The sequence below is a fragment of the Pseudodesulfovibrio senegalensis genome (assembly GCF_008830225.1).
GTDB classification, from domain to species: domain Bacteria; phylum Desulfobacterota; class Desulfovibrionia; order Desulfovibrionales; family Desulfovibrionaceae; genus Pseudodesulfovibrio; species Pseudodesulfovibrio senegalensis.
In genome coordinates, this window is record NZ_WAIE01000004.1 from 107,665 (window position 1) to 130,580 (window position 22,916).

Genomic DNA, 22,916 nt, shown 5'->3' on the forward strand with positions numbered 1-22,916 from the left:
TCATGTTGAATATCGTCAGGATAAATTCCTTTTTCCATGCGTTCGGCAATGCGGTCATACGCTTTCGATGGCTGGTGTTTGCCGTGTTCCTCGGACTGACCGTGTCTTTGGCCATGGGACTGCCGCATCTCAAGGCGGACGTGGATCAGGACAGCTGGTTCATGGAGGACGACGAATTGCTCAAGGCCAAGGACCGCATGGAGGCCATCTTCGGCAACGAGGATTTTTGCGCGGTGCTGGTCACGGCGGACGACGTGTTCGCGCCCGAGAACCTGCGCCTGCTTCGGGAATTGGGCGACGAGCTCATGGAGAGGATTCCCTATGCGGACGACGTGCAGTCGCTGGCAGACATGGAGTTCACCGAGGGGGTCGAGGGCGGCATACGGATCGACGAACTGGTTCCGGACGTCATTCCGCAGGACGGCGCAACGCTGGACGACATGCGCAAACGCGCACTGGCCAAGACGTCCCTGAAGAACCGGATGGTTTCCGAGGACTGCACCGAGACCTGGCTCATCCTGCGCATGAAGAAGCTGCCTGACGTAACACACCAGATCAACGGGGAAGATCCCATCATGGCCGTGGGCCACATGTTCAACGAGGTGGTCAACCAACCCAAATACGCGCCTCTGCATCCCAAAACCGCCGGGATTCCGGTTGTATTTGCCGACAAGCTGGATTTTTTCGGCAAGGAAACCCCCAAACTGCTGGGCATTTCCCTGCTGTTTGCCGTGTTCACGCTGCTGTTTTTTCTGCGCAGCGTGCGCGGGGTGGTTTTTCCGATGGCCACGGTGGGCTGCGTCATGATCATTGTTTTCGGCGCACAGGGTTTTCTGGGTATCGGCACCGACCCCACGGTCATATTCATGCCCATTTTCATCACCCTTGCGGTGTCCATCGGGTATTCCATCCACATGTTCAACCATTTCAACATCGAATTCAAAAAGACAGGCAAGCGCCGGGAATCCCTGTTGCAGGCCGTGGAGGAAGTGGGCTGGCCTCTTTTGTTCAGCGCACTGACAACGGTTGCGGCCCTGCTGTCGTTCATTTTCATCCCTCTGCGGCCCATCCGCTGGGTGGGGATGACTTCCGCGCTGCTTGTGCTGTTGGCCTGCATCGTGGTGCTGACCCTGCTGCCCGCGCTGCTCAGCTTTGGCAAGGACCGTCCTGCGCGGAAGGATGAAAAAGAAGTCCGCGAGACCCGCATCCAGCGCTGCATGGGCTGGCTGGGAACCGGGACCCTGAATCGTCCCCGACTGTCTCTGGTGATGCTCGCGGTGCTCATGGGCGTTTGCGTTGCCGGGATTTTCAAGGTCGAGGTCTCCTTTGACGTGATCAAGTCTTTCGGCCGCAGGATTCCCTATGTGGATCGTATCTATTCGGTGGGCCAGTCGCAGGTCGGCTCCCTGTATTCCTATAATCTCGCTCTGGAGTTTGATGAACCGGGCGCAGCCAAAGAGCCGGAAAACCTGAAAAAGTTCGAGAAACTCGTGGAGGATATCCACGGCCTTGAGCTGACCAAGAAGACCACTTCCCTGCTGGAAATCCTCAAGGACCTCAATCAGGTCATCCACGAAGGCGATCCCGCGTGGTATCGGCTGCCCGAGAGCCGAGAAATGGTGGCCCAGCTGCTGCTTTTGTACGAGAACGCGGGCGGTGCGGAAGTGGAGCGCTGGATCGATTATGACTACCAGCGGCTCAAGCTGCAGGTGGAAATGGGGCACTACAATTCCGGCGAGGCCGCGCGCGAGCTGGACTGGATTCAGGACGAGGTCAGGCGGGTGTTCCCGCACGCCCATGTGGTGCTGACCGGCTCCATCTCACAGTACACGGTCATGCAGGAATACGTGTCCTTCGGCCAGATCAAGTCGTTTTTCATCGCCTTCATGGTGGTGACCCTGCTGATGATGCTCGTGTTCGGCAGCCTGAAAATCGGTTTTATCGCCATGATACCCAACATTGCGCCCGCGCTGGTGGTGGGCGGCATCATGGGGTATGCCGGTGTGCCGCTTGATCTTGTCACCGTGACCATCATTCCCATGCTGCTCGGGCTGGCCGTGGACGACACCATCCATTTCATCAACCACTATCAGCTGGAATTCGGGCGTTGCCGAAACTATGCGCTCGGCAACAGGAAGACCTTCCTTGCCGTGGGCGGGGCACTGCTCATGACCACCATCGTGCTCACATTGACCTTTGCCGCGTACATGGTTTCCGTGGTCAAGATATTCATATTCATGGGAATCCTCGTGGGTTCCGGGCTGTTTGCCGCCCTTGCGGCCGACTACTTCATCACGCCCGTGCTCATAGCGTGGGCAAAACCGTTCGGCCCGGAAGAGCAGGATTGCGAGGCCGGAAAAACCAAACCCGCCGAATCCGTCTCTCTTTCAAACCCGCAACCCGAGGTTTTCGCGGCAGAGGCGAATACCCAGCAACAAGGAGGCTACCATGGCTGATACGGTTTCCGTTTCCATCGCCGATAATGTGGCGGATACGCTGTTCATTCCCCTGTACATGCGCTGCCTTGAAACCAGGCGCGCGGACCGGGTCATCAACGACCCCATGTCCTGCGAGCTGGTGGAGCGGCTCGATTACGACTTCAGCCGCTACGAGAAGTCGCCCAGAAGCCAGTTGGGCGTGGCCGTGCGCATCCGGCGGTTCGATCAGGCCGTTGCCGATTTCATCGAGACCCACGACGACCCCGTGGTCGTCAGCGTGGGTGCCGGGCTGGATACCCGTTTTCAGCGCGTATACAAGGGCAAGGGCGTGTTTTACGAGCTGGATTTGCCCGAGGTCATCGAGCTGCGCAGGCAACTGCTCCCCGAGTCGGAAAACAATCCGTACATGGGCGGTTCCATGTTCGAGACAGGCTGGATAGACGAGATAAAGGGCAAGCATCCCGGCGCATCGTTCATCGTGGTGGCCGAGGGCGTGTTCCTGTATTTCGAGGAACACGAGATCAAGCCGCTGATCACCGCCATTGCGGAACGCTTTGGGCACGGCGAGATGCATTTCGACGTGTCCTCGCCGTGGGGCGTGCGCAACAGCCAGCGCCATGAAACCGTGAAAAAGACCAACGCGGCCTTCAAATGGGGCGTGAAGGGCGACCGCGACCTTGAAGCGTGGACCCCGAGCCTGCGCTACATGGACACCACCGATTATTTTTCTTCGGTCAAGAGCCGCTGGGGAATCATGGGCCTTTTGGCCCGCTGGTTCATCCCCGGCCTCAGAAACGCATTTCGCATGCTGCACTATGAAATGGTGCCGCAGGCGTAACACTGGCTCGGAAAAACGCCCCGAACATGGCCGGGGCGTTTCTCCCCGGTGCCGCACGCCGCAAAAGCCGCCCCAAGCGTTGACATGCGCTCGGTATGCGTATATACACGGCGTCTCTCTCGGGCGGTTAGCTCAGTTGGGAGAGCATCGGCCTTACAAGCCGAGGGTCACAGGTTCGAGCCCTGTACCGCCCACCATATAGCGGAGCCGTAGTTAAGCTGGTTATAACGCCGGCCTGTCACGCCGGAGGCCGAGGGTTCGAGTCCCTTCGGCTCCGCCAGTAAAGAACAAGGATTCTAAGGAGTTATCCCTAGAATCCTTTTTCTTTGTCCAACGCTAAAATAGCCGGGACGTAAAAGGGACGTAAGCGTCCGAATTAGTCTCATGCTGTTTTTACCTCCAATACCTTGAGGTGATCTCTCACCGAATCCAAGCCGCGCACATATCGCTCGGTGATTCTCAGATTCTTATGTCTGAGTGTGTCCCGAATTGCGACCATGGGTACGTTATGCTTGGCGAGTATTGAGGCTGTGAGTCCTCGGATGCCATGACAGCCAAAACGTTTAACCTCTGCTTTGTCGCATAAGGCTTGGGGGAATCCCCGGTTTTCTGTGTATGGCTTTCCTTTGTGCTGACCTTTGGGTTGAACGAAGACCCATTCATTTACCGCTGCTTGGCGGTGCTCTCTAAGCGTGTCGGTCAATTCCTTGGTCATAGGTATCCAATCGGATTCCAGTGAGCCGCCTTTTCGCTTCCTTGTCTTGAGGCGGATTCGTTCATTGGTGAAATCCACATCATCCCATTGGAGTCTGTAAATCTCACCGCGCCTGCCTGCTGTGTGTAGGAAGGTCATTAGCATTACCTTATCTTGGCCCTCGGCAATTCCGAGAACCTTTCTGAAGTCGTCCTCTGACGGCACGTAATGGCCTTTTTCGTCGGCAGGGAATTTGTCCACCAGCTCGAAAGGATTTGGCTTGGGCATGTCCAAATAGCGGATACCCCAATTCCAAGCGGCAACAAGGTTCTTCCGATCTCTGTTGACCGCGTTGCCAGTCCTTTTGTCGAACTCCTTTTGCAGGAACTCAAGGGCTAGGCGGGGTGACATTTTGTCTGCCTTTGCAGATGGTTTAATGAATTGAAAAAAGCGCCGGAAGGCCCCGCGCTTTTCACTGTATACCTTTGGTGAGAATCTTGTTGAGTAGTCCAGATATTTCTCAGCCCACTGTGCCAAAGATGGAATGGCGGTCAGGTCTCCCGCACTGTGCATTTCTGCTTCCCATGCTTTCGCATCCTTCTTGGTGTCGAATATCTTGCTCTTTCGGATTCCGTTTATCATTACGGTCCCGACCCAACGAGTCTTCCCGTTCTTTGTCTTTTTGAAGGGCATAAGCTTCCCTCACTGCTTCACATATAAGTTTGTCAAAGAACAGGACACGGCGGCCTATGCGCACTCCACCGTATCTGTGGGGATAACGTGTCACTGTGCTTTCTTCAACCTCGAAGATGGTAGCCACCGTCTTTGAGGATAGTTTGGTTCCTAGGTCGTTAATGTTCATCATGTTGCCTCCAATAGAAAAGACCGCCTCCCCTCACAGGAGAAGCGCTCCTTCTGCCTTCTTTGTCTTGTGGATTTTTTAGTTGTCGATAATTGTCGGCCCACTGTCTTCCAGTAGGTTGTCAGATTTCGCAGCAAGGCTAGCGAGGTCATTAGCCTGCTCATTCTGAGAGAGTTCAAGATGGTTATTTGCGCACAGCCATTCAATATTGTGTTGGGCTGCTAGCGGGATCATTTCTACCCATAAAGGGATATTTTTAACCTTTTTACCACTGGTATTTCTCCATTTGTTTGCTCTCCATTTGTTCAGCCAGCCTTTAGTAATACAGTCATAAACGTAATTAGAGACGTAGATAGTAATTGTAGAAGGATGCTTAAGGTTCGACAGGCCAGCAATCACAGCTCGTAGTTCCATTCGTTTATCATTTGTGTTTTTGTAGCCTTGTGAAAATTTGAAGGTTTGCCCGTTTTCGATGATGACTACACCGTAGCCGCCTCGGTTGTTAACGCTTTGGTTCCTTTTGCAGGCTCCATTAGCGAAAATGTATACTATTGACATGGTTGTCTCCTTGTTAGGTTAAATTGTTGTTGAGAGTACAAAACAAAGTCCCCTTGGTGTGGTTCACCAAGAGGACGGGGTATGGGGGGCATATATATCAAGCACACACTTGGATACCCAAGCGCGGATGCGTATCAAATATTTGCGTTAGTAGGGTGGAGTGTCGCCAGTAGGTACCACTATGGGTATCCCTCGCTTTTTGTGGGAATGTGAGATTTTACAATCTTTTTCTCAAATAGTGCGTAGTAAATCGTAACTATATGAAATTATGCGTTTTCCCACGTGTGATTATGTGTCCTTTGCCGCTCGTGGTACCCCTCGCTTTTTGTGTGAATCGTGAGTGGTTTATTTCTTCACATAGTCAGGGGTGAATTGAACTATCTGAATTATTGTATTCTTTTTAGAAGTCTGGCTACGCTTGTTGGGTGCCACTTTCCGCCTCTGGCGGTGCGGATACCTCGTGCTGTTAGTTCGGCTGCAATGCCACGCACAGATGTTGTCCCGCAGTTCTGTATGTCCTCAACGACATCTCTTAGGTCTTCCGCTCTATCTTGGGCATCACGTTTGATTTGCTCAACCGCCTCGGCGTTGCCATGATCTTTGATGTAGGCTGCCCCATGAGGGTTGCCCAATTTGACGCCTCTTGCTTTGGCAGCGGCAAGAGCGGCTTTTGTGCGTTGGGAAATCATCTTGCGCTCGTGCTGGGCCATTACTGCCATGATCTGAATTGTCATGTCGTTCGCTTCTGGCATGTCGGCACAAATGAACTGTACCCGGCTCTCTTGTAACTCTAATAGAAATCGCGCATTGCGGCTGAGTCGGTCCAATTTGGCAATGATGAGCGTGGCCCCGGTTACTTTACAGTGCTTGAGGGCTTTTTTTAGCTTCGGACGGTCATCACGTTTGCCGCTTTCGACCTCTACGTACTCCTCCAAAAGCTCGTAGTCCCCTCCGTTGAGGTAGTCCCTTACGGCAGCCTGTTGAGCCTCTAATCCGAGGCCGCTACGAGCCTGCTTTCCTGTACTCACCCTGAGATAAGAAATAAATCTGCCTGTCACGGCCTCGACCTCGTGTGTTTCAAATAGTCAAACCTTGGTTTGGCAATTTGTGACATAAGGGACCGACAAACGTCAAGGCGGGAAACAACCCGCTTGCGCACGGCTAATCAGCGAAGGCTTGTTCAGTTTCTTGGATGATTTTGGAGAGCGGGCAGTTTAGCCCTTCGGCGATCTTGAGGAGGTTTTTGATGGAGACATTCCGTTCCCCACGTTCAACAGCCCCATAGTAGGTCCTGTGCAGGTCGATAGTCGCAGCAAATCCCTCTTGGCTTGCCTTTAGGTCTTTCCGCTTGCTGCGAATAACGGCCCCAAGGATAACTGTGAAGCTATCTTTACCCATAGAAAATTTGCTACGGACTTGAACCTTATGAGTCTACAGACTATAAGTAGCAACACAGATTGGCCGTATACCACTTTTGGATGGAGGATGGGGCGGGCATGATAGGATTAGTGAATTTGATTGGATAGATATGGACGCACAGGTTTTTGGCGTGCTACCTGATGTCTAGCTTTAAATGTTGTTTGTAATCGTTGAGGTTAAATATGAAGATAATACGGACACTGTTTCCATTTTTTTTGTTTCTAGCGGCCACCTGTGGCGCCTATGCAGGATGTTTCGACTATACAGAGGGGTTTGCTGAAGAGGTCCCACTATACGAGATATGCGACCCAAGCGGGAAATGCGTACAGGCAAAGTTAGAGTCAGAGTGCTCAAGCCAATATCTGTCATTGCAGATTTTTGAAAATGGGGTGGCTTGGTATGCAACCCAAAACCCAGAGGAGTACAGGGTTGAGGGGCAGGATGGTGTCTTGTGTCGTGGAACTGACTGTGATGGGTGGAGCTTTACAGAGGTAGGCCGTGTGCCGTTTGTGTCGAGCGAGGGGGAGAAGTGATGTTCCTTTTTAAAAAGAAGAAAATGACACCTTCTGGGCCGCAGGAGGCGCAAGCTGCTAGCAATGCGAAGGTGCTTGCTGATTGTATTCGCTCCTTACAAATCATGCCCTATTCACGAGATCGTGAGTCTGCATTTTATGAAATTTATTCTGCTTTTCTTGGGTTGTACGCAGAATGCGACGAGTTTACTAAGAGGGTAAAACGATTGCCTTCCGACGCATACTTATCAAAAGTTCATGCGGACCAGTGTGCTGAAATAATAAGATTTTATTTAACAGTTGAAGAGGGGGTCCAGGCTCATGAGGAGTTATTAGCCGATGATATTCGAAGGTTTGTCTCCGCTTCGGGCGAGAAAGAGGAAAGCAAGGTTGGCATGCTGGTTCTAAGGTTCATGGCTGATGAGGTTAGGGAGCTTTGTTCCAGAATACTAACCGCAACAAACGAAGAATTGATAGGAGTGATAACCCCTATGGCCGGGGCATTGTCTCGTGAAGTGACAGATTTTTTGGGAACGCTGTCGCAAAGCCCTCATGGTAAAAATGTTGAAGCTGAATGTCCTGAAGAAATTGCTGACATTAGGGGGTTTGTGAGGGTGCTCAATGATCATGTGTCAGAGCGCTCTGCGATAATTAGAAAGGCAATTTCTGAAGATTGGAACAGGATTGCGGGGTAAAGCATGTATAGGTCAATAGCAGTATCATTTTTGTGTATCGGGTGTTGCCTGTTCTGGTCGGCTCCGAATGATTGTTGGTCAAAAGAGAAATCCCAACAACGGGTAGTTGTTAATGAATTTATTCCGTTTGATGCCGCTGCCAATGGGAAGACCTACGCACTTAATAAGGCGCAGGTAGAGGGATATCCTGCCACCCTTGACCTGTTTTATGACCAAGTGGGACTGGTCCTCGTTGTCGAGTTCGAGGATGGGGTTAGGGTCCGACTGCCCTATCATTTCGATATTGGGTATGATTTCGACGGCGAAGTTCATTGGGAAAGGCGAACTAATCAATACGCCATAAAGCAGTACGACCTTACAGGTGATGGGATCGATGAAATTTTGTTTGCTGTGGTTGTAGCTGATGGCGAGTCTATGTCCCAAGTTGAGGTTAATGTGCTTCGATATCATCCTCCATTGATGGAAGAGGATTTGTCGAGGCCAGAAAACTGGGAGTTGGCTTCAAGTTTAAAAGCGGATGGAGTTATGTCTCCCGTTGAAATCGTGCTTGACGGGGCTTCCGTTAGGATTCCAAAGACTCGCCGGGGATTTTATCATGAGTTGAGTTGGTGCCAGGGTAAATTTCACGACACTGGGGAGTTCTGATTTATCGCCCAATGGTGCTCAAGTACTTGTTGAAAACCCACCCAACTACAGCGCATTTACTATTTGGGTCTTCATATCTTATGAGCACCCACCTGTTTGCTTTGTCCTGGTAGGCCACTATCGCAAACGGTGGCAATTTTCCGATGACGCGGGATTTTTTATTGGGCCTTTGCCGAACATTCAGGGCAGTTCGCACGGTTACAATGCGCATTTTGTTGTGCTCTATTCCACATGAGCGGACATGGCTTTTGACAGCCTTGAGTTGGTTGTTGTGCTCCTCGTTTGTCGTCACTTGTTGTGCGCAACATGGAGGAAACAACATACTTACCAACTGGCTAAGAATCACCCCGAGAATAACAAATAATAGCTGCTTGATGTTGCCATTGAGTTTAGATTTTTGAGTGGCGTTAATTGCTTGTGCAATTTTTTCAGCGGCAGCATCAATTGACCCTTTAAGGTCTAATTGTGCTTCATTTTCAAGGGTTATGCCGTCCATTGTGTTTTCTAAAAATGAAGCGGCGGTGTGGACTTCATCAGCAGACGGCGGAGGTGTAATTGTATTACTTACCTCATTAGCAATTGCGAAGAATGTTTCATTAATCCTTTTCGATGATTGTGTTATCTCATTAAAAGTCTCTTGAGAAAGCTGCCATGCAGTTCCTATTTCGGCGGTTTTGGCAAGACGTTCTGATGCTGCAAAGGCTCCCACCTGATTGAGTTGGCTAACAGCTTTGAATACACTTTCATGTCGGAGAATATTTTCAATTGAAGAATGTATCTCCGCACTGAGTTGGGCGGCCTTCCCCACCGTATCGCACCATGCTGGAGGAGACATCGCGGCGGCAATTTTATTTTCTGCCCGAATTAATTTGGCGGTTGTCTCAGCATAAGCAAGGGTGTTGCCTAGAGCACCAGCAGTAGCGAGTTTTGCCGCTGCCCCTATTCGGAATGATTTATTAAATTCTTTTTCAAGGTTGCGTTGTGACCGGATCATTTCCCCAACTTGCCCCTCTATCATTCTTTGGGTGGCAGCAACAGTTTCGCCAACAGTTATAAATTTGTTGAGCTGGGTAATCCCCATCTTGTCTTGCAGCTTTTGTATATCCCCTATGATTGACGGGATAGAAAAGGGAATCATAGTCGTTTGCTCCATGTTTTGAATTTCGATATTCGGTGATCGTTTGCCTGATGTCAAACGGGTGCTTGTGCGAGGTCTCTCAGTCCAGGCTGCCCTAATAGATGTGCTGACTTCGTGCGGCCAATATGGTACCGGATGGCCGATCATCCCTGTGAGGCAAAGGAAGGGCACGGGGGTAACACGGTTTAAAAGTGAATATAATGCCGCCCAGGTTTTTGCGGCTCAAGAAAATCTTGGAGGGATGATGAACGTCGAACGCCTCGCACGTCTGATTGATTTGATCGTGGATGATTTTGAAGAAAACGAGATTGGCCCAAAACTGTCAAATTTGGCTGCCGCGTTGCAGACCAAGTTGACCACACCTAATCCTGATAACGACCAACGTTTCAAGACGCAGTTGGATACCCTACATCAGACCCTGGAAAGTAGTCGGTTGAACGAGCTTACCCCAAGTCAAGCTCTCGTCTTTGAGGAGATCGAGGCGGCAGACCGAGTGGGGCATGGCCTTGCTGTGCGTGTCATGGATATTCTCAACAGTAATGCGTTGACGGCGAATCTTGCTCAGCAGCAGCTTGCTGAACTGGCCAATGAGATCACCGGGTTTGCCAATGAATTGAGTACACTTTTGAACGGGTTGGAGAAAATCAACGTTGAGCCAGACTACCTGGAAGAGGGCGAGGCCGAGGTCTCCATTGTATTCCCGATAGATAGCTCCGAGACCAGTTTGGAGTATCTGAGGAAGGAGGTGGATGACCTTAATAAAATTTTCAAAGTGTTGACCGAGGTAGTGGACGGGGATACCGCAAGCACCAAGCTCCGCACCATTGGCTCTTCTTCTCTCCTGGTCACAGTGGGAGCTTCCCTCGGTGTGGCCTTGGTCGCTGCAAAGGTCATTAATCAACTCATCGTGATGTACAAGAACGTCATGGACATCAGAATCAAGCAGGAAGAGCTTGAGATCATCAAGGGAAAAAAGAAGCAGCAGATTGATAAGCTTCTTGAAGAGTCACAGGTGGACATCCTCAACGATGGCATTAAGGCTTTGGTCAAGGAGTTGATAGCTCTTTACAAAGGCGACAAGGGGCGCAAGGAGGAGCTTGCGGGTTTCCTGGACAGGTACCTGAGGAAGCTTGCCCGGAAATTCGATGATGGGTTTAGTTTCGAGGTGGACAGTGAGGAGCCGGATGAGCCGGAAGCCGATGAAAATGGCAACGTGGACGGAGAGGAGTTGAGGGGCTACGAGATCGCCATGGCCCAGCAGCGTGAGATTCAGAGTGCGAACGAAGCGATGAAAAGTTTACAGCGTCACGAAGGTCCAATTCTCGCGCTTGGGACTGTTGATGAAGATGTAGACGAAGACGCTCCTCTTGAGGCGTAGGGACGTAAATCGGGACGTAAATCTATACGCAAACCGCCTCTTTGAGACACCGTAAACCACGGTGAAATGCGGGTTAATGCGGGGAGTGCGCACGCTGCAATATCCTGTCACGCCGGAGGCCGAGGGTTCGAGTCCCTTCGGCTCCGCCAGAAAGAATCAAGGACACCAACCATTTAGGTCGGTGTCCTTTTTTTGGGTTTATTGGAGTACAGGTAAAGAAGTAGGTTGGAGGTGGCCCCGCTTTGTCGAGCCGCTGGGTGATGCATTCAGGGTGGGCCTTTTTACGAACCATGCCACCTTTGGCGTCACTCCCCTCCCATAAAAATTCCCCGCACCCCTTGTTGGCATCGTGTGAGCGTGTTAGATTCGTCGCAAACCATTGACCGCCCCATGGGAGTAAAATTTGCCGGGGCCGCGGGGGAAAAGACATGGACGCATGCAGGCAATTCATGACCGATTTGCTGGCCGGGGCCGACGTTGCAGTGAACGGAACCAAGCCGTGGGATCTGCGCGTGAAGGACGAGCGGCTTTTCCGCGAGGTGCTGCTCAAGAAGAATCTGGGGCTTGGCGAGGGGTACATGCGCGGCTGGTGGGATTGCGAGCGCGTGGACGAGATGATCTGCCGCGTGCTCAGAAATGCCACGGCAGGGCACATCCGGGGCTGCTGGCGGCTGTTTCTGCGCGCCCTGCCGTCCATGGTTTTCAATCTGCAGACATTGTCCCGGGCCCGGCAGGTGACCGAGCGTCATTACGATCTGGGCAACGACCTTTTCGAGTCGTTCCTCGACCCGTATTTTCAGTACAGTTGCGCGTACTTCAAGGATGCTGAGCATGCCATGGACGATCTGGACGGCCTGAGCGACGGCGAGGTCGGCCGTGAACTTGCCCGGGCGCAGCGCGCCAAAATGCGGCTGATCTGCGAAAAGCTGGAACTCGGCCCCGGCGACCGGCTGCTGGATATCGGGTGCGGTTGGGGTGGTCTGGCCCGTTTTGCTGCCGAGGAATACGGCTGCCGCGTGGTGGGCATCAACATATCCAAAGAGCAACTGGCCTTTGCCCGCGAGTTCTGCCATGGCCTGCCCGTGGAGATTCGCGAGCTTGACTATCGGCTGCTGCAGGACCGCTTCGACAAAATCGTTTCCGTGGGCATGTTCGAGCACGTGGGCACACGGAATTACGGCGAGTTCATGAAGGCCGCGGCCCGCAGCCTCAAGCCGGACGGGCTGTTCCTGCTCCACACCATCGGCAGCAACGAGACCAGCCCCACAGTGGACCCGTGGATAGGCAAATACATCTTTCCCAACGGCGTGCTGCCCAGCATGGCTCATATATCGCGCGCTGCAGAACCGTGGTTCGTGGTGGAAGACCTGCACAACTTCGGGCCGTATTACGACCGAACGCTCATGAGCTGGCTGCGCAACTTCCGGCGTTCATGGCCCTCCCTGCGTGCCCAATACGGCGAGCGGTTCCGCCGCATGTGGGAGTATTACCTGCAATCCTGCGCCGGGAGCTTCCGCGCGCGCGATATCCAGCTCTGGCAGTTCGTGTTCACGAAGGTGGGCCGTCCGCAGCCGAGGTGTCGGCTGGCCTGATTCGGGCCGGGGACACCGACCCTGCGCATGTCCATGAATGGTCATGGTCAAAAAACGCCCACAGGGCGGTCCTGTCAGCAAGGTAAACAAAACGGCCTCCCCGCCGAACGGCAGGGAGGCCTTGTTTGTGCGTATCGTGTGTCTATTGGCCAAGCAGCAACAGGTTCGCGGCCGGGATGACGTTTGCGGTGGCCTCACGTTCGTCCGGGTCCAGCTTGACCACGGTGACGGCGTACATGTCCATGCCGCTGTAGGTGCCGCCCCACGGCATGGTGTGGGTGGTGTGGTCCCATGTGTCGTGGATGTAGATGTCCTCGGTGTCCGCGTTGTAGCCAAGGCCGAGCATGGTGTGCCCCTGCACCTGCACCAGCAGCGGGAATCCAGAATCGATCACGGCCTTGAAGTCGTCGAAGGTAAAGCCCTGCGTGTTGCCGTTGTATCCGTAGATGTATTGGTTGTATGCTTCGGTGACGGTGTAGCCGCGTGATTCAAAGAACAGCTTGAGCCCGTACATGCCGGATTTGCCGGTCACCCCGTTGCTGACGGCCGCTGCCGCCGTGAACACGGCACCGTTCGTGTAGTTGTAGAACGTGGTCGAGCCGTCTGTGTTCTGGCTGGGGGCTGCATAGCGGTTGGTGCGCATGTAGTCGCCCGTGCTGCCGCCCAAGGTGTGCTCTGTCCAGCCTCCGCCCTCGGTAAAGGGGTCGATGGAGCTGTTGTACTGGTACCAGTAGTCGTCCACGCCACCCCGAGTGGTGCGTCCGTCCAGCCCCTGCTGGGTGGCGCTCAGCGGGCAGCGGTTGCGGGTGTCGCCGCCCGGGTCGGTCCATGTGGACCAGTGATCGTCGTTGTTCAGGACCATGACCCCGTTGTTGGTGGGGCCGGTATAGAGGTTCGGGTATCCGGTGCGGTCGAGGTGTCCCGCCATCATGGCCGCGGACGTGGCCGAACAGCCGAAGCACCACGTAAAGGCGGGCACTTCGTTGAGCACGGTGATGGCGGCGTTTTCCGTTGCCGCGGCCATGTTGGCCTCCATGCGCACAAAGCCTTCCGGTGGGGTGGGCGGTCCGTTGATGACGGCCTCTTCGATGATTGCGCCGTTGGACGCGGTGGTGGTTTGGGTTGCGAAATACGCGTTGTGTTGCACCATTTCGGCTTGCGCGCCGTTCGGTGCGGCCAGAATCAGGCAGAGCAGCAGTGCGCATGCCATTTGGCCGAGCCATACCCTATGCGGCCGGAAACGGCCGATATCCCTTGTCGAGCCCATTGTGAAATCCCTCCTCCAAATGATAATCGTCAAGTGGTATAGGGAGGGGTGGGACCTGTCTACCCCCTTATTTTACAATCCTATAATGGTCGGAAAAAGAGAGCTTTTATGATGCAGTTTCCGGTTCCGCCGGGCGTTTTGTCCTGGGGGATCGGGTACAAGTCGTCCGATTGTTTTCCGGCGATTGCCGAGCCTGCCCGGTATGATGTATGTGTTCCGGCACACCTCAACCCCGATTACACACGGAGAAGGCGCGCCATGCAGATAGTGACCACGCATACCGGAACCGATTTCGATGCCCTGGCCTCCATGGTGGCCTGTACTTTTCTGTACCCGGGCGCCGTGGGCGTGCTCCCCAAGATGGTCAACCCCGAGGTCAAGCAGTTTCTGGCCATCCATGCCCACATGCTGCGCGTCGAACCGAGGAAGGATTTCGACCTCGATCCCGTGACATCGCTCATCGTGGTGGACGCCAACAACTGGAAACGGCTGGACTCCATGGATTCCCTTGTCGGGCGGGACGGTCTGGAGGTGATCTGCTGGGATCATCACATGGAGGGCGTGAACATCGAGAGTGGCGAGACGCACCGGGAAGAGGTGGGTGCGGCCGTGACCCTGCTGCTGGAGGAGATGCAAAAGCGCGACACCCCGTTTTCCCCCATCCACGCCACCCTGTTCCTGCTGGGCATCTATTCGGACACGGGCGGTCTGCGCTATCCGTCCGTGACCGCACGCGATGCGGCCATGGTCAGCTTCCTGATCGAGAACGGGGCAGACCTGAACGTGGTTTCCGCATATCTTGATGACGCGGTGGACGACGCCCATGCAGAGGTTTTTTCCAGAATGCTGGAGGAGTCCGAGGTCGTGAAGGTGGGCGCGGCCCGTGTGGGCATCAGCGCCATGCAGATCGAAACCGGGCTGACATCATTGGCCCGGCTGGTTTCCAAGTTTCGGGAATTCAAGGGCATAGACGCGGCGTTTGGCATATTTCAGGCGGATTCGCAAAAGAGCATGATCATTGGCCGGAGCAAGCCCGGGCTGGTGGACATCGGTCAGATCATGCGCGCGCTGGGCGGGGGCGGGCATCCCGGCGCGGGCTCGGCCATCATCCGCGGAGCCGGGCCGGACGAGGCCGCCGCACAGGTGCGCACGCTGTTGGATCAGGGCGGCCATGAGGCCGTTCCCGTGGGCAAGGTCATGTCCGAGCCGAAACGATACGTTGTGGACGCGGCAGTGACCATGGCCGATGCCGCCCGGATTCTGGAAAAGGACAAGCTTTCCGGCCTGCTGGTGCTGGATGGCGGCGCATTGCTCGGCGGGCTGTGCGCACAGGATTTCGCCAAGGCCGAAAAAGGCGGCAGATCAGGCGTGCCGGTCAAGGGCTATGCCCGGCGGCAGATTCCGCGCATCACCCCGGATACCAGTTGCCGCGAGGCCGTGGAACAAATGTCCGGCGCGCGCGAGGGCATACTCCCGGTGCTGGACGGCGACGAGTTGGTGGGCGTTGTCTCGCAGGTGGATCTGCTGCTGCAGGTCTATGAGTTCTGATTTTCTGCATTCGTCAGTGTTTGACTTCATGTGCCCCTCCATATAGCAATATCGACGTCGGTCCCCGTATCGGGGTTGAAAGGGAAGCCGGTGCGAAACCGGCGCTGCCCCCGCAACTGTAAGCGAAGAGACGGTTTTTCCCCTCTTTGGCCACCGGAAAACCGGGAAGGCCCGGAAACCGCCCGAGACTCGCGAGCCAGGAAACCTGCCGACACAGCCTCTTCCTCCTGAAAAGCGGGACGGCTTTTCCGGGGAAACGCGCCGTGCGCGGTCGGATAACCGTGCGCGGCTGGACTTGGAATACCTTTTTTCATGTTTTGTCGCCCCGGCCTGCCTTGCCGGGGTCTTACCCCATGGGAGACGCCATGCATCACCACTGCAGCATTGAACCGGGCCACGCCGAGAACAGCCACGACGGTCATGAACATGCTCACGGCGAAGAGTGCGGCCACTGTCACCACGGTCACCACGGCCACGAACATCATCACCATCATCACCACCAAGGCGTGCCCGGACCGCGCACGGGAGCGCGGGGAATCCTGCTGACGGCATTCGGCTGCGCGCACGAACAGGCCCACGAGTACTACGGCCTGTTTGAAAGAGAGGTGCGCGAGAAGTACCCGGACATGGACGTGCGCTGGGCGTTCACGGCCAACCGCATTCGGGGCAAGATCCGCAGCCGCGGCATGGATGCCCTTTCCGTGGGCGAGGCTCTTTCACGCATGGTGGATGACGGCGTCAGCCATGTGGCGGTGCAGTCCCTGCACACCCTTCCGGGGGTGGAATACGACTGGACCGTGCAGCAGGCCGAGGCCATGCTGCATCCGCGCAAGGGACTGGCCGACGTGACGGTTGGCGCGCCCCTGCTGCGCTCCGTGGATGACATGAAGCGCGCCGCCGAGGTCGTGGCCGTGGAACTCATGCCCATGGAAAACGACAATGACGGCGTGATTCTCGTTGGGCACGGAACCTACCATGAAGGCCACGCGCTCTATCTTGCGCTGGAGGGACTGCTGCTGCGTTCCCATTCCAACGTGGCCATGGGCACGCTCATGAGCAGCCGCGCCCCGGCCGAGCTGGGCCAGCGTTTTTGGGACAAGGGCGTGAAACGCATTTTTCTGGTGCCCTTCATGTGCGTTCCCGGCCATCATGTGCATGTGGACCTGTTCGGCGACAACGAACACTCCTGGCTTCATGGGCTCAGCTCAATGGGGCTGGATGTGGTGCCCGTGCACACCGGCTCTCTGGCGCATGCCGGGTTTCGGGGCATATGGCACGACCATCTGGCCGAGGCCGTGGCTGGCCTTTCGGAATAGGATCTGCCTGTTTGGACGCGTGGGGTGCACCGTTGCAATTTGCCTCCTTCTTTTGTAGCCTCGCTTCTGGTCGGCAGTTCACCGAGGCGTCGCCGCCCCTTTGGGGGAGCTAAACCTGCCATACCCTTTCCCGTTCGACACTTATCCCCGTGCCGAGCCGGAAGTCGGCGACCACCGGCAGACGTTTTTGATCCAAGGCACGAAAGTGAGGATAAGTCATGTCCAGAACGCCCGTGTCGCTGCATGTCGGCGATGTTTCCGCCCTTGCCCGCACCATGCGCAGACAGTTCGATAACCTTGAGCGTGCCCCCAGTCATCTGGAATTGCTGAACCTGCTGGCCAAGGCCGGAGGTTACCGCAATTTTCAGCATCTGAAGGCCGTGCAGCAGGCTTCGCAACCGGATTCGGGCACGAGCGGTGAAGCTCGGCCCGTAGCCGAACTCAACCTCAAGCGCGTGAAAAAGGCTGTGGGGTATTTCGACCTGAACGGCCGCCTGAGCAGTTGGCCCAAGAAGCACAGCCTGCGCATGCTGTGCCTGTGGGTGTTGTGGTCCCGTTTGCCGGCAAGGGCCGTGCTCTCGGAACTGGAACTGGATGAGCGGCTGTCGCTCGATCATGCCTTTTGCGACCACGCCCTGCTGCGGCGGCTGATGGTGGATTACGGCATGGTGGAACGCACGCCCGACGGCAGCGAATACCGCCGCATCGAGGTTCAGCCTCCTCTGGAGGCGCTGGAGGTGTTCCGCCGCCTGCATTAGCCGGTCAACGCGGTTTCGGTCGACCGGAGCCGCACTGGGTTTGAACCATAGGGATCCGCTGTGCGGGTCCCTTTTTTGTGGGGCGAACGCATTGCACTGCCGCGGATTTGGCAGTAATTGTGCCTCTGAAAGATCGCATGGCAATGCTTCCGGGGACGCAACGAACCGGTCCGGACCGGCCGCCACGCGACGCGCCACCAAAATCAACCCGGCCTTGCGCCGGAAACAGAGGATATGTCGAGATGGATATCACGACCGCGAAATTGGTCTGTTTTTCTCCCACCGGAACCACAAGGGCCGTGCTGGAAGGATTTGCGCGGGGTTTTGCCCCGGAAACCACCGAACTGGTGGACATCACCCGGCCGGACGTGCGCGCCCGCCCGTTGCGTCTTGCCGACGGCGAGATGCTGGTGATCGGCGTTCCCGTGTATATGGGCCGTGTGCCGGCGCTGCTGGGCGACTGGCTGGCCGCGCTGGAGGGCAACGGCGCCCCCGCCGTCTGCGTTGCGGTGTACGGCAACCGTGAATATGAGGACGCATTGCTGGAGCTCAAGGATATTGTTTCGGACCGGGGCTGCGTGCCCGTGGCCGGGGCTGCGTATATCGGCGAGCATTCCTTTTCCAACGAAGAGACCGCTTCGCTGGGCAGGCCGGACACGAGCGACATGGCCCATGCCGAGGCCTTTGGCGCCAAAGTGCGCGAGAAACTGCAGGGCATTGCGTCCCTGGACGAAGTCGGCGAACTGAAGGTGCCGGGTGTGCATCCCTACGGCGGGCGCACCGAACTGTGGGACGTGGATTTCATTGCCGTGGACAGGGAACTCTGTACGCAGTGCGGTCTGTGCGCGGAAGTATGCCCGGTGGAAGCCATTGACGCGCAGGACGGCACCATCATCGACGAGAAGAAGTGCATCACCTGTTGCGCCTGCATCAAGAGTTGCCCGGAAGGGGCCAGAAGCATCAAGCCCGGCCCGGTGAAAGACGCGCAGGGCAGGATCAATTCCCTGTTTACGGTACGCAAGGAACCGGAGCTTTTCCTGTAGAATCATTCCCGGCGGGGCGCGTCTTTGCGGCGCGTTTCGCCGGGGTGCATTATCGTTCGCTTATCGATGGCCTGCCGAGTGGCCGCCGAGCGAGGCGTTGCGCAGTAACGGAATTGCGGTCGTTCCACGGGCCTGTTCTTGGCCGCATGTTGTTTCCTGTTCGCAGTGGCCGCATTTTTTTTTCATTTCTAATGTGTTTTTTCTTGTTTTTGAAATTCTCTTTGTGCTACAAGTGAGATTCATTCTCAAAAAGAACCCGTTCCCGGCCTTGCCGGGTGTTTCGCATCAAGCATAAAGGAGAATCGTATGGAAAGTTCGTTCCCGCTTATCGGCGACAAGATGCCCTCCATCACCGTAACCACCACCAAGGGACAGATGACCCTGCCCGAGGATTTGAGCGGAAAGTGGTTCGTGCTTTTTTCGCATCCGGCGGACTACACCCCGGTGTGCACCACGGAGTTCGTGGCCTTCCAGAAACGGTACGACGAGTTCCGGGCCCTGAATTGCGAGCTGGTGGGCATGTCCATCGACCAGGTCTTCTCGCACATCAAATGGATGGAGTGGATCAAGGAAAAACTGGACGTGGAGATCGAATTTCCGGTCATTGCGGACGACATGGGCACCGTGGCCAAGACGCTGGGCATGATCCATCCGGGCAAGGGCACCAATACCGTGCGCGCCGTATTCATCGTGGACGACAAGGGCTACGTGCGCATCATCTTCTACTATCCGCAGGAACTGGGCCGCAACATGGACGAAATCCTGCGCGCGGTGAAGGGTATGCAGACCTCGGACAAGCACGGCGTGGCCATTCCGGCCGGCTGGCCCGAAAACGAACTGATCAAGGAGCGCGTGATCGTGCCGCCCGCACAGGACGTGGACGCCGCCAAGAAGCGGCTTGACGAGTTCGAGGGCTTTGACTGGTGGTTCTGCCATAAAAAGATTTAGTCGACTGATCGTTTTTTACAAAAAGACAGGCCCGGCTCCGCAAGGAGTCGGGCCTTTTCTTGAAGGTGGCATGTGATATTTGAGGAGATTGCAACATGCGGCATGCCTGCACGGAATAGTGTTGAGAAATCCTTTTGTTCCATCGGCTTTTTGGAGTCCCGGCCTTCACGGCGTTTGCAGCGTTTATGTCTTTTGGGAATGGAAACTGGTGGGTTGTATGTAGTTGCCTTGTCCGGTATCAGAAGAAAGATTACCGAACATTTTCATTCAGCTGTTAAGTGATTTTTCAATAATGCCGAAAAGACGGCAACGGAATTGATTGGTGGGCCTTCCGCCGCAAGACCCTTTTTGGGGGGGGCAGGTGAAGCGTTTATGCTTTTATTCATTATTTGGTAGCCCGAGCTGTTTTTTCCGAGGGAATATGGGGAGAGGTACTCGTGAAGATCGTATCCATAACGCCTGATATAGATAGCGGAGGTTCGGCAAAGAGTCTGTTTATGTTGTCTCGGGCTATCCGTGCCGCCGGACATGAATTGCATATTGCAAGTATTGTCCGTCCCTCACGTACCAAACGTAAGGTGGAGGAATTACGTGCTGCAGGTGTACACGTTTCGTTCTTTGATATCCCTTATCTTCCTTTGGAGTTGGTGGCTTGTCCCATCCCGTTTTGGACCAATGCAGGACGTACAATAAAGCGTTTGGGCGAGTACCGGAGACTGGCCAGTTATGTTCACACCATCCGGCCGGACGTGGTTCATTACAACAGCTATACGACATTGTTGTGCTCTCTTTTTCTGGGCAGGTATGCGGGAGTGTTGCATGCACGGGAGGTGTTGATCGAACCATCGAGGCTTATGGGCGGTCTCAAGGCTTTGATTGGAGCGCGCATTCGTGAAGCAATCGGAATAACTCCGCCAGTGAGCAGGCAGGTTCTACGGCTTTTTGATTTGGCTGTGAACACCGTGTACAACTGGCCTCTGGAGCCGCCGCGCTGTGTTCCCATGCCCGAGCGTGATTATTTGGTTTACGGAGTGTTCGCACACGTGACACCTTTCAAGGGGCATTTGCAATGTGTCAAGGCTTTTGCCTCGGTAGCGGATGAACTGCGCAAAGCAAAGGTTCGACTTCGACTTTTTGGCGGCAAGGTCCCGATCCATGAAGCATATTACCAGTCCGTCCTGGCTGAAATCCGGGATTGCGGGGTGGAGGACATCATTTCTTTTCCGGGATTTTCCGATAATCCAGAAAGGGAAATGAGCAGGGTTAATCTGGTTGTATGTTTTGATGTCACCGGCAAGGCTTGGCATCGGGATGTCATTGAAGCGATGAGTCTGGGACGGCCCGTCCTTGCTGCGGGGGATGAAGAGTGTTTTGTCATAAACGGGCGGACCGGTATGCTGACCCCCAAAGGTGACATAGAGGCTTTTGCTCACGGCATGGTGACGCTTGCCGACAAGACGACTCTTGAACGCTTGGGGCAGGGAGCATACGAGTTTGCCGTTGAGAATTTTGATTCGGAAATCAATGGTACCCGGATCGTGGAATGTCTGGAGCGAGTGGCGGGATTAAAAGCATAGTCTTTTTATGTGGTCTGTCTTGGCCGACCGTAGGATACTTTGGAGTGTGAGCGAGTTGCGAGTTGCAGTTTTTGCTGATGGTGAAGTCGGAAACAGGATATTGTCTTATTTTTGCGAGGAATATCCTGACGATTTGAAGGCTGTCTGTGCGTTTATGCCTGAAATGGATGCACCATTTTTGTCCTCGGGCTGCACCTTGATGAACGGCGAGGCACCCGAGGAAGCGATAGCCGCTCAGTTGCGGGCTTGTGAGCTTGATCTTGTTATTCTTGCCTGGTGGCCTAAAATTGTTGGGAAAAAGATAATCAAATCCGCGCGGTTGGGGTGTCTTAATTGTCATCCGAGCTATCTCCCTTACAACAGGGGGAAACATTATAACTTTTGGACTATCGTTGAAGAAACGAGATTCGGCGTGACGCTTCATTTTGTTGATGAAGGGATTGATACCGGAGATATCGTTTTTCAAAAAGAGATTCACAAGACTTGGCTGGATACAGGGAAGTCTCTGTATTGCAAGGCACAGAGCGCCATGGTGGATCTTTTTCAAGAGAGTTATCCGAGAATAAGGCAAGAAGAGTTCGTGCGATGTAAACAGGATGATTTCGAGGCGACAATGCACTATTCCAAAGAACTGGAAAACGCTTCGGAGTTGCGAAGACAGCAGGTGTATTCGTGGCGGCAGTTGTTGAACCTGATTCGTGCCCGAACGTTTCGCCCACACCCGGCGTGTTATTTTTTCCAGAATGGCAAAAAAGTGTTCATCCGCAGCAACGTGACGTTGTTGGCTGACAAGGGGAAGCAATATACCCAAGTCTCTCTTGATGAGAAGCGGAAATATCATGATGTCTTGCAGTGTGACGACATAACTGCGGGCAGTTATTTTGTTTTTGATGACGAGGATAGATACTTTGTGGAATTCACATACGAGGCTGAAGAGGAGAACCCGTAAATGGACGATTCCGTAAAATTCGAAAAAGAATGCGCGAGAGAAATAGAATCGATGGCGGAGTCCTTAGACCTTCATGAAGTGAGCCGTCAATGGTTTGACCGTGCCAATCATGCAAAATATTCGTATCATTTCAGATGGCTTGGTTTGCCTATCATTCAATACCCTCAAGACATCGTAGCGATGCAGGAAATCGTCTGGAAGACCCGGCCGGATTTGATAATTGAAACCGGTGTTGCTCGTGGTGGGTCGGTGGTTTTTTATGCGTCCATGCTCAAAATGATGGATATCAAAGGCAAGGTCGTTGGTATTGATGTTGATATTCGTGAACACAACAGAAAGGCCATTGGAGAGCATTTTCTTTCTGATTACATACAGTTGATACAGGGGTCATCCGTTGATGAATTGGTTGTTTCCCAGGTGAAAGAGATTGCCAGGGGCAAGCAAAGAGTACTCGTGGTTCTGGATTCAAACCATACGCATGACCATGTGCTTGCGGAATTGTCCGCGTACAGTCCTTTAGTGACAAAAGGCAGCTATTGCGTTGTGTTTGACACAGTCATCGAAGACATGGCCGATGCTTCATTTGATGATCGTCCTTGGAGCAGGGGGAACAACCCCAAAACCGCAGTGCATGAATTTCTTGAAGGTAGCGACCGTTTTGCAATCGATGAATTCATCCACAACAAACTTCAGATTACCGTGGCCCCGGATGGCTACCTGAAGTGCATCAAGGATTAGCAT

General features: G+C 54.4%; 20 protein-coding genes, 2 tRNA genes and 1 riboswitch. Of the genes, 16 read left to right on the top strand and 6 right to left on the bottom strand.

The genetic code is table 11. The features are described 5' to 3' along the window. Window positions 1-2 precede the first annotated feature (2 nt). From F8A88_RS10485 to F8A88_RS10500, 4 genes are all read left to right on the top strand, one after another. A complete protein-coding gene (locus F8A88_RS10485) occupies window positions 3-2,456 on the top strand; it encodes an efflux RND transporter permease subunit (RefSeq protein ID WP_161598384.1) in 2,454 nt (817 codons plus the stop codon). Then, a complete protein-coding gene (locus F8A88_RS10490) occupies window positions 2,449-3,276 on the top strand; it encodes a class I SAM-dependent methyltransferase (RefSeq protein WP_151151110.1) in 828 nt (275 codons plus the stop codon). Before F8A88_RS10485 ends, F8A88_RS10490 begins: the two co-directional genes overlap by 8 nt. A gap of 121 nt (window positions 3,277-3,397) precedes the next feature. Further along, window positions 3,398-3,473, top strand: a tRNA-Val gene (locus F8A88_RS10495). Window positions 3,474-3,479: 6 nt separating this feature from the next. Next, a tRNA-Asp gene (locus tag F8A88_RS10500) sits at window positions 3,480-3,556 on the top strand. 102 nt (window positions 3,557-3,658) lie between these two features. Here the strand turns inward: F8A88_RS10500 and F8A88_RS10505 are convergent. From F8A88_RS10505 to F8A88_RS10520, 4 genes are all read right to left on the bottom strand, one after another. Then, window positions 3,659-4,663: a tyrosine-type recombinase/integrase gene (locus F8A88_RS10505; protein ID WP_151151111.1), complete on the bottom strand. Its 1,005-nt coding sequence runs from the start codon at window positions 4,661-4,663 to the stop codon at window positions 3,659-3,661. A gap of 247 nt (window positions 4,664-4,910) precedes the next feature. Next, window positions 4,911-5,390: a ribonuclease H family protein gene (locus tag F8A88_RS10510; protein WP_151151112.1), complete on the bottom strand. Its 480-nt coding sequence runs from the start codon at window positions 5,388-5,390 to the stop codon at window positions 4,911-4,913. A 386-nt stretch (window positions 5,391-5,776) separates the two neighbouring features. Then, window positions 5,777-6,448, bottom strand: coding sequence for a recombinase family protein (locus tag F8A88_RS10515; protein WP_151151113.1), 672 nt, complete (start codon window positions 6,446-6,448; stop codon window positions 5,777-5,779). A gap of 103 nt (window positions 6,449-6,551) precedes the next feature. After that, window positions 6,552-6,788 carry a helix-turn-helix domain-containing protein gene (locus F8A88_RS10520; RefSeq protein WP_151151114.1) on the bottom strand — a complete coding sequence of 79 codons (237 nt, stop codon included), beginning with the start codon at window positions 6,786-6,788 and terminating at the stop codon, window positions 6,552-6,554. Between the two features lie 553 nt (window positions 6,789-7,341). Here F8A88_RS10520 and F8A88_RS10525 point away from each other — a divergent pair. Both F8A88_RS10525 and F8A88_RS10530 read left to right on the top strand, forming a co-directional pair. Next, complete coding sequence (locus F8A88_RS10525; RefSeq protein WP_151151115.1) at window positions 7,342-8,016, top strand: hypothetical protein; 675 nt, start codon at window positions 7,342-7,344, stop codon at window positions 8,014-8,016. A gap of 3 nt (window positions 8,017-8,019) precedes the next feature. Beyond that, on the top strand, window positions 8,020-8,661 hold the full coding sequence (locus tag F8A88_RS10530; RefSeq protein WP_151151116.1) for a hypothetical protein: 642 nt from the start codon (window positions 8,020-8,022) through the stop codon (window positions 8,659-8,661). Window position 8,662: 1 nt separating this feature from the next. Here F8A88_RS10530 and F8A88_RS10535 read toward each other — a convergent pair whose 3' ends face one another. Then, complete coding sequence (locus F8A88_RS10535; RefSeq protein WP_161598385.1) at window positions 8,663-9,814, bottom strand: SH3 domain-containing protein; 1,152 nt, start codon at window positions 9,812-9,814, stop codon at window positions 8,663-8,665. A gap of 229 nt (window positions 9,815-10,043) precedes the next feature. On the opposite strand from F8A88_RS10535, the gene F8A88_RS10540 reads away from it, so the two are divergent. Together F8A88_RS10540 and cfa are read left to right on the top strand one after the other, a co-directional pair. Beyond that, window positions 10,044-11,177, top strand: a complete 1,134-nt coding sequence (locus F8A88_RS10540; protein WP_151151118.1) for a hypothetical protein — start codon at window positions 10,044-10,046, stop codon at window positions 11,175-11,177. 428 nt (window positions 11,178-11,605) lie between these two features. Then, window positions 11,606-12,769, top strand: a complete 1,164-nt coding sequence (gene cfa / locus F8A88_RS10545; protein ID WP_151151119.1) for a cyclopropane fatty acyl phospholipid synthase — start codon at window positions 11,606-11,608, stop codon at window positions 12,767-12,769. Between the two features lie 142 nt (window positions 12,770-12,911). On the opposite strand, the gene F8A88_RS10550 is transcribed toward cfa, so the two are convergent. After that, on the bottom strand, window positions 12,912-14,036 hold the full coding sequence (locus tag F8A88_RS10550) for a hypothetical protein (RefSeq protein ID WP_151151120.1): 1,125 nt from the start codon (window positions 14,034-14,036) through the stop codon (window positions 12,912-12,914). A 258-nt stretch (window positions 14,037-14,294) separates the two neighbouring features. On the opposite strand from F8A88_RS10550, the gene F8A88_RS10555 reads away from it, so the two are divergent. The 8 genes from F8A88_RS10555 to F8A88_RS10590 all read left to right on the top strand — a co-directional run bounded on the left by F8A88_RS10555 (window position 14,295) and on the right by F8A88_RS10590 (window position 22,913). Beyond that, complete coding sequence (locus F8A88_RS10555) at window positions 14,295-15,584, top strand: CBS domain-containing protein (RefSeq protein ID WP_161598386.1); 1,290 nt, start codon at window positions 14,295-14,297, stop codon at window positions 15,582-15,584. A 41-nt stretch (window positions 15,585-15,625) separates the two neighbouring features. Further along, window positions 15,626-15,811: riboswitch (cobalamin riboswitch) on the top strand. 138 nt (window positions 15,812-15,949) lie between these two features. Then, entirely contained in the window at window positions 15,950-16,900 is a 951-nt protein-coding gene (locus F8A88_RS10560; RefSeq protein WP_161598387.1) for a sirohydrochlorin cobaltochelatase, read from the top strand. A gap of 218 nt (window positions 16,901-17,118) precedes the next feature. Further along, window positions 17,119-17,658, top strand: coding sequence for a DUF2087 domain-containing protein (locus F8A88_RS10565; RefSeq protein ID WP_151151123.1), 540 nt, complete (start codon window positions 17,119-17,121; stop codon window positions 17,656-17,658). A gap of 242 nt (window positions 17,659-17,900) precedes the next feature. After that, window positions 17,901-18,701, top strand: coding sequence for an EFR1 family ferrodoxin (locus F8A88_RS10570; protein ID WP_151151124.1), 801 nt, complete (start codon window positions 17,901-17,903; stop codon window positions 18,699-18,701). A 306-nt stretch (window positions 18,702-19,007) separates the two neighbouring features. Next, window positions 19,008-19,649: a peroxiredoxin gene (locus F8A88_RS10575; RefSeq protein ID WP_151151125.1), complete on the top strand. Its 642-nt coding sequence runs from the start codon at window positions 19,008-19,010 to the stop codon at window positions 19,647-19,649. A 437-nt stretch (window positions 19,650-20,086) separates the two neighbouring features. Then, window positions 20,087-21,226: a glycosyltransferase family 4 protein gene (locus tag F8A88_RS10580; protein ID WP_151151126.1), complete on the top strand. Its 1,140-nt coding sequence runs from the start codon at window positions 20,087-20,089 to the stop codon at window positions 21,224-21,226. A gap of 46 nt (window positions 21,227-21,272) precedes the next feature. Beyond that, window positions 21,273-22,175: a formyltransferase family protein gene (locus F8A88_RS10585; protein ID WP_161598388.1), complete on the top strand. Its 903-nt coding sequence runs from the start codon at window positions 21,273-21,275 to the stop codon at window positions 22,173-22,175. Then, window positions 22,176-22,913 carry a cephalosporin hydroxylase family protein gene (locus tag F8A88_RS10590; RefSeq protein WP_151151128.1) on the top strand — a complete coding sequence of 246 codons (738 nt, stop codon included), beginning with the start codon at window positions 22,176-22,178 and terminating at the stop codon, window positions 22,911-22,913. Window positions 22,914-22,916: the final 3 nt, after the last annotated feature.

What these genes read in the sequence shown, in the direction of transcription:
- F8A88_RS10485 (WP_161598384.1), top strand. Translation starts at nt 3, where the DNA reads ATGTTGAATATCGTCAGGATAAATTCCTTTTTCCATGCGTTCGGCAAT.
- F8A88_RS10490 (WP_151151110.1), top strand. Translation starts at nt 2,449, where the DNA reads ATGGCTGATACGGTTTCCGTTTCCATCGCCGATAATGTGGCGGATACG.
- F8A88_RS10505 (WP_151151111.1), bottom strand. Translation starts at nt 4,663, where the DNA reads ATGCCCTTCAAAAAGACAAAGAACGGGAAGACTCGTTGGGTCGGGACC.
- F8A88_RS10510 (WP_151151112.1), bottom strand. Translation starts at nt 5,390, where the DNA reads ATGTCAATAGTATACATTTTCGCTAATGGAGCCTGCAAAAGGAACCAA.
- F8A88_RS10520 (WP_151151114.1), bottom strand. Translation starts at nt 6,788, where the DNA reads ATGGGTAAAGATAGCTTCACAGTTATCCTTGGGGCCGTTATTCGCAGC.
- F8A88_RS10525 (WP_151151115.1), top strand. Translation starts at nt 7,342, where the DNA reads ATGTTCCTTTTTAAAAAGAAGAAAATGACACCTTCTGGGCCGCAGGAG.
- F8A88_RS10530 (WP_151151116.1), top strand. Translation starts at nt 8,020, where the DNA reads ATGTATAGGTCAATAGCAGTATCATTTTTGTGTATCGGGTGTTGCCTG.
- F8A88_RS10535 (WP_161598385.1), bottom strand. Translation starts at nt 9,814, where the DNA reads ATGGAGCAAACGACTATGATTCCCTTTTCTATCCCGTCAATCATAGGG.
- F8A88_RS10540 (WP_151151118.1), top strand. Translation starts at nt 10,044, where the DNA reads ATGAACGTCGAACGCCTCGCACGTCTGATTGATTTGATCGTGGATGAT.
- cfa (WP_151151119.1), top strand. Translation starts at nt 11,606, where the DNA reads ATGGACGCATGCAGGCAATTCATGACCGATTTGCTGGCCGGGGCCGAC.
- F8A88_RS10550 (WP_151151120.1), bottom strand. Translation starts at nt 14,036, where the DNA reads ATGGGCTCGACAAGGGATATCGGCCGTTTCCGGCCGCATAGGGTATGG.
- F8A88_RS10555 (WP_161598386.1), top strand. Translation starts at nt 14,295, where the DNA reads ATGCAGATAGTGACCACGCATACCGGAACCGATTTCGATGCCCTGGCC.
- F8A88_RS10560 (WP_161598387.1), top strand. Translation starts at nt 15,950, where the DNA reads ATGCATCACCACTGCAGCATTGAACCGGGCCACGCCGAGAACAGCCAC.
- F8A88_RS10565 (WP_151151123.1), top strand. Translation starts at nt 17,119, where the DNA reads ATGTCCAGAACGCCCGTGTCGCTGCATGTCGGCGATGTTTCCGCCCTT.
- F8A88_RS10570 (WP_151151124.1), top strand. Translation starts at nt 17,901, where the DNA reads ATGGATATCACGACCGCGAAATTGGTCTGTTTTTCTCCCACCGGAACC.
- F8A88_RS10575 (WP_151151125.1), top strand. Translation starts at nt 19,008, where the DNA reads ATGGAAAGTTCGTTCCCGCTTATCGGCGACAAGATGCCCTCCATCACC.
- F8A88_RS10590 (WP_151151128.1), top strand. Translation starts at nt 22,176, where the DNA reads ATGGACGATTCCGTAAAATTCGAAAAAGAATGCGCGAGAGAAATAGAA.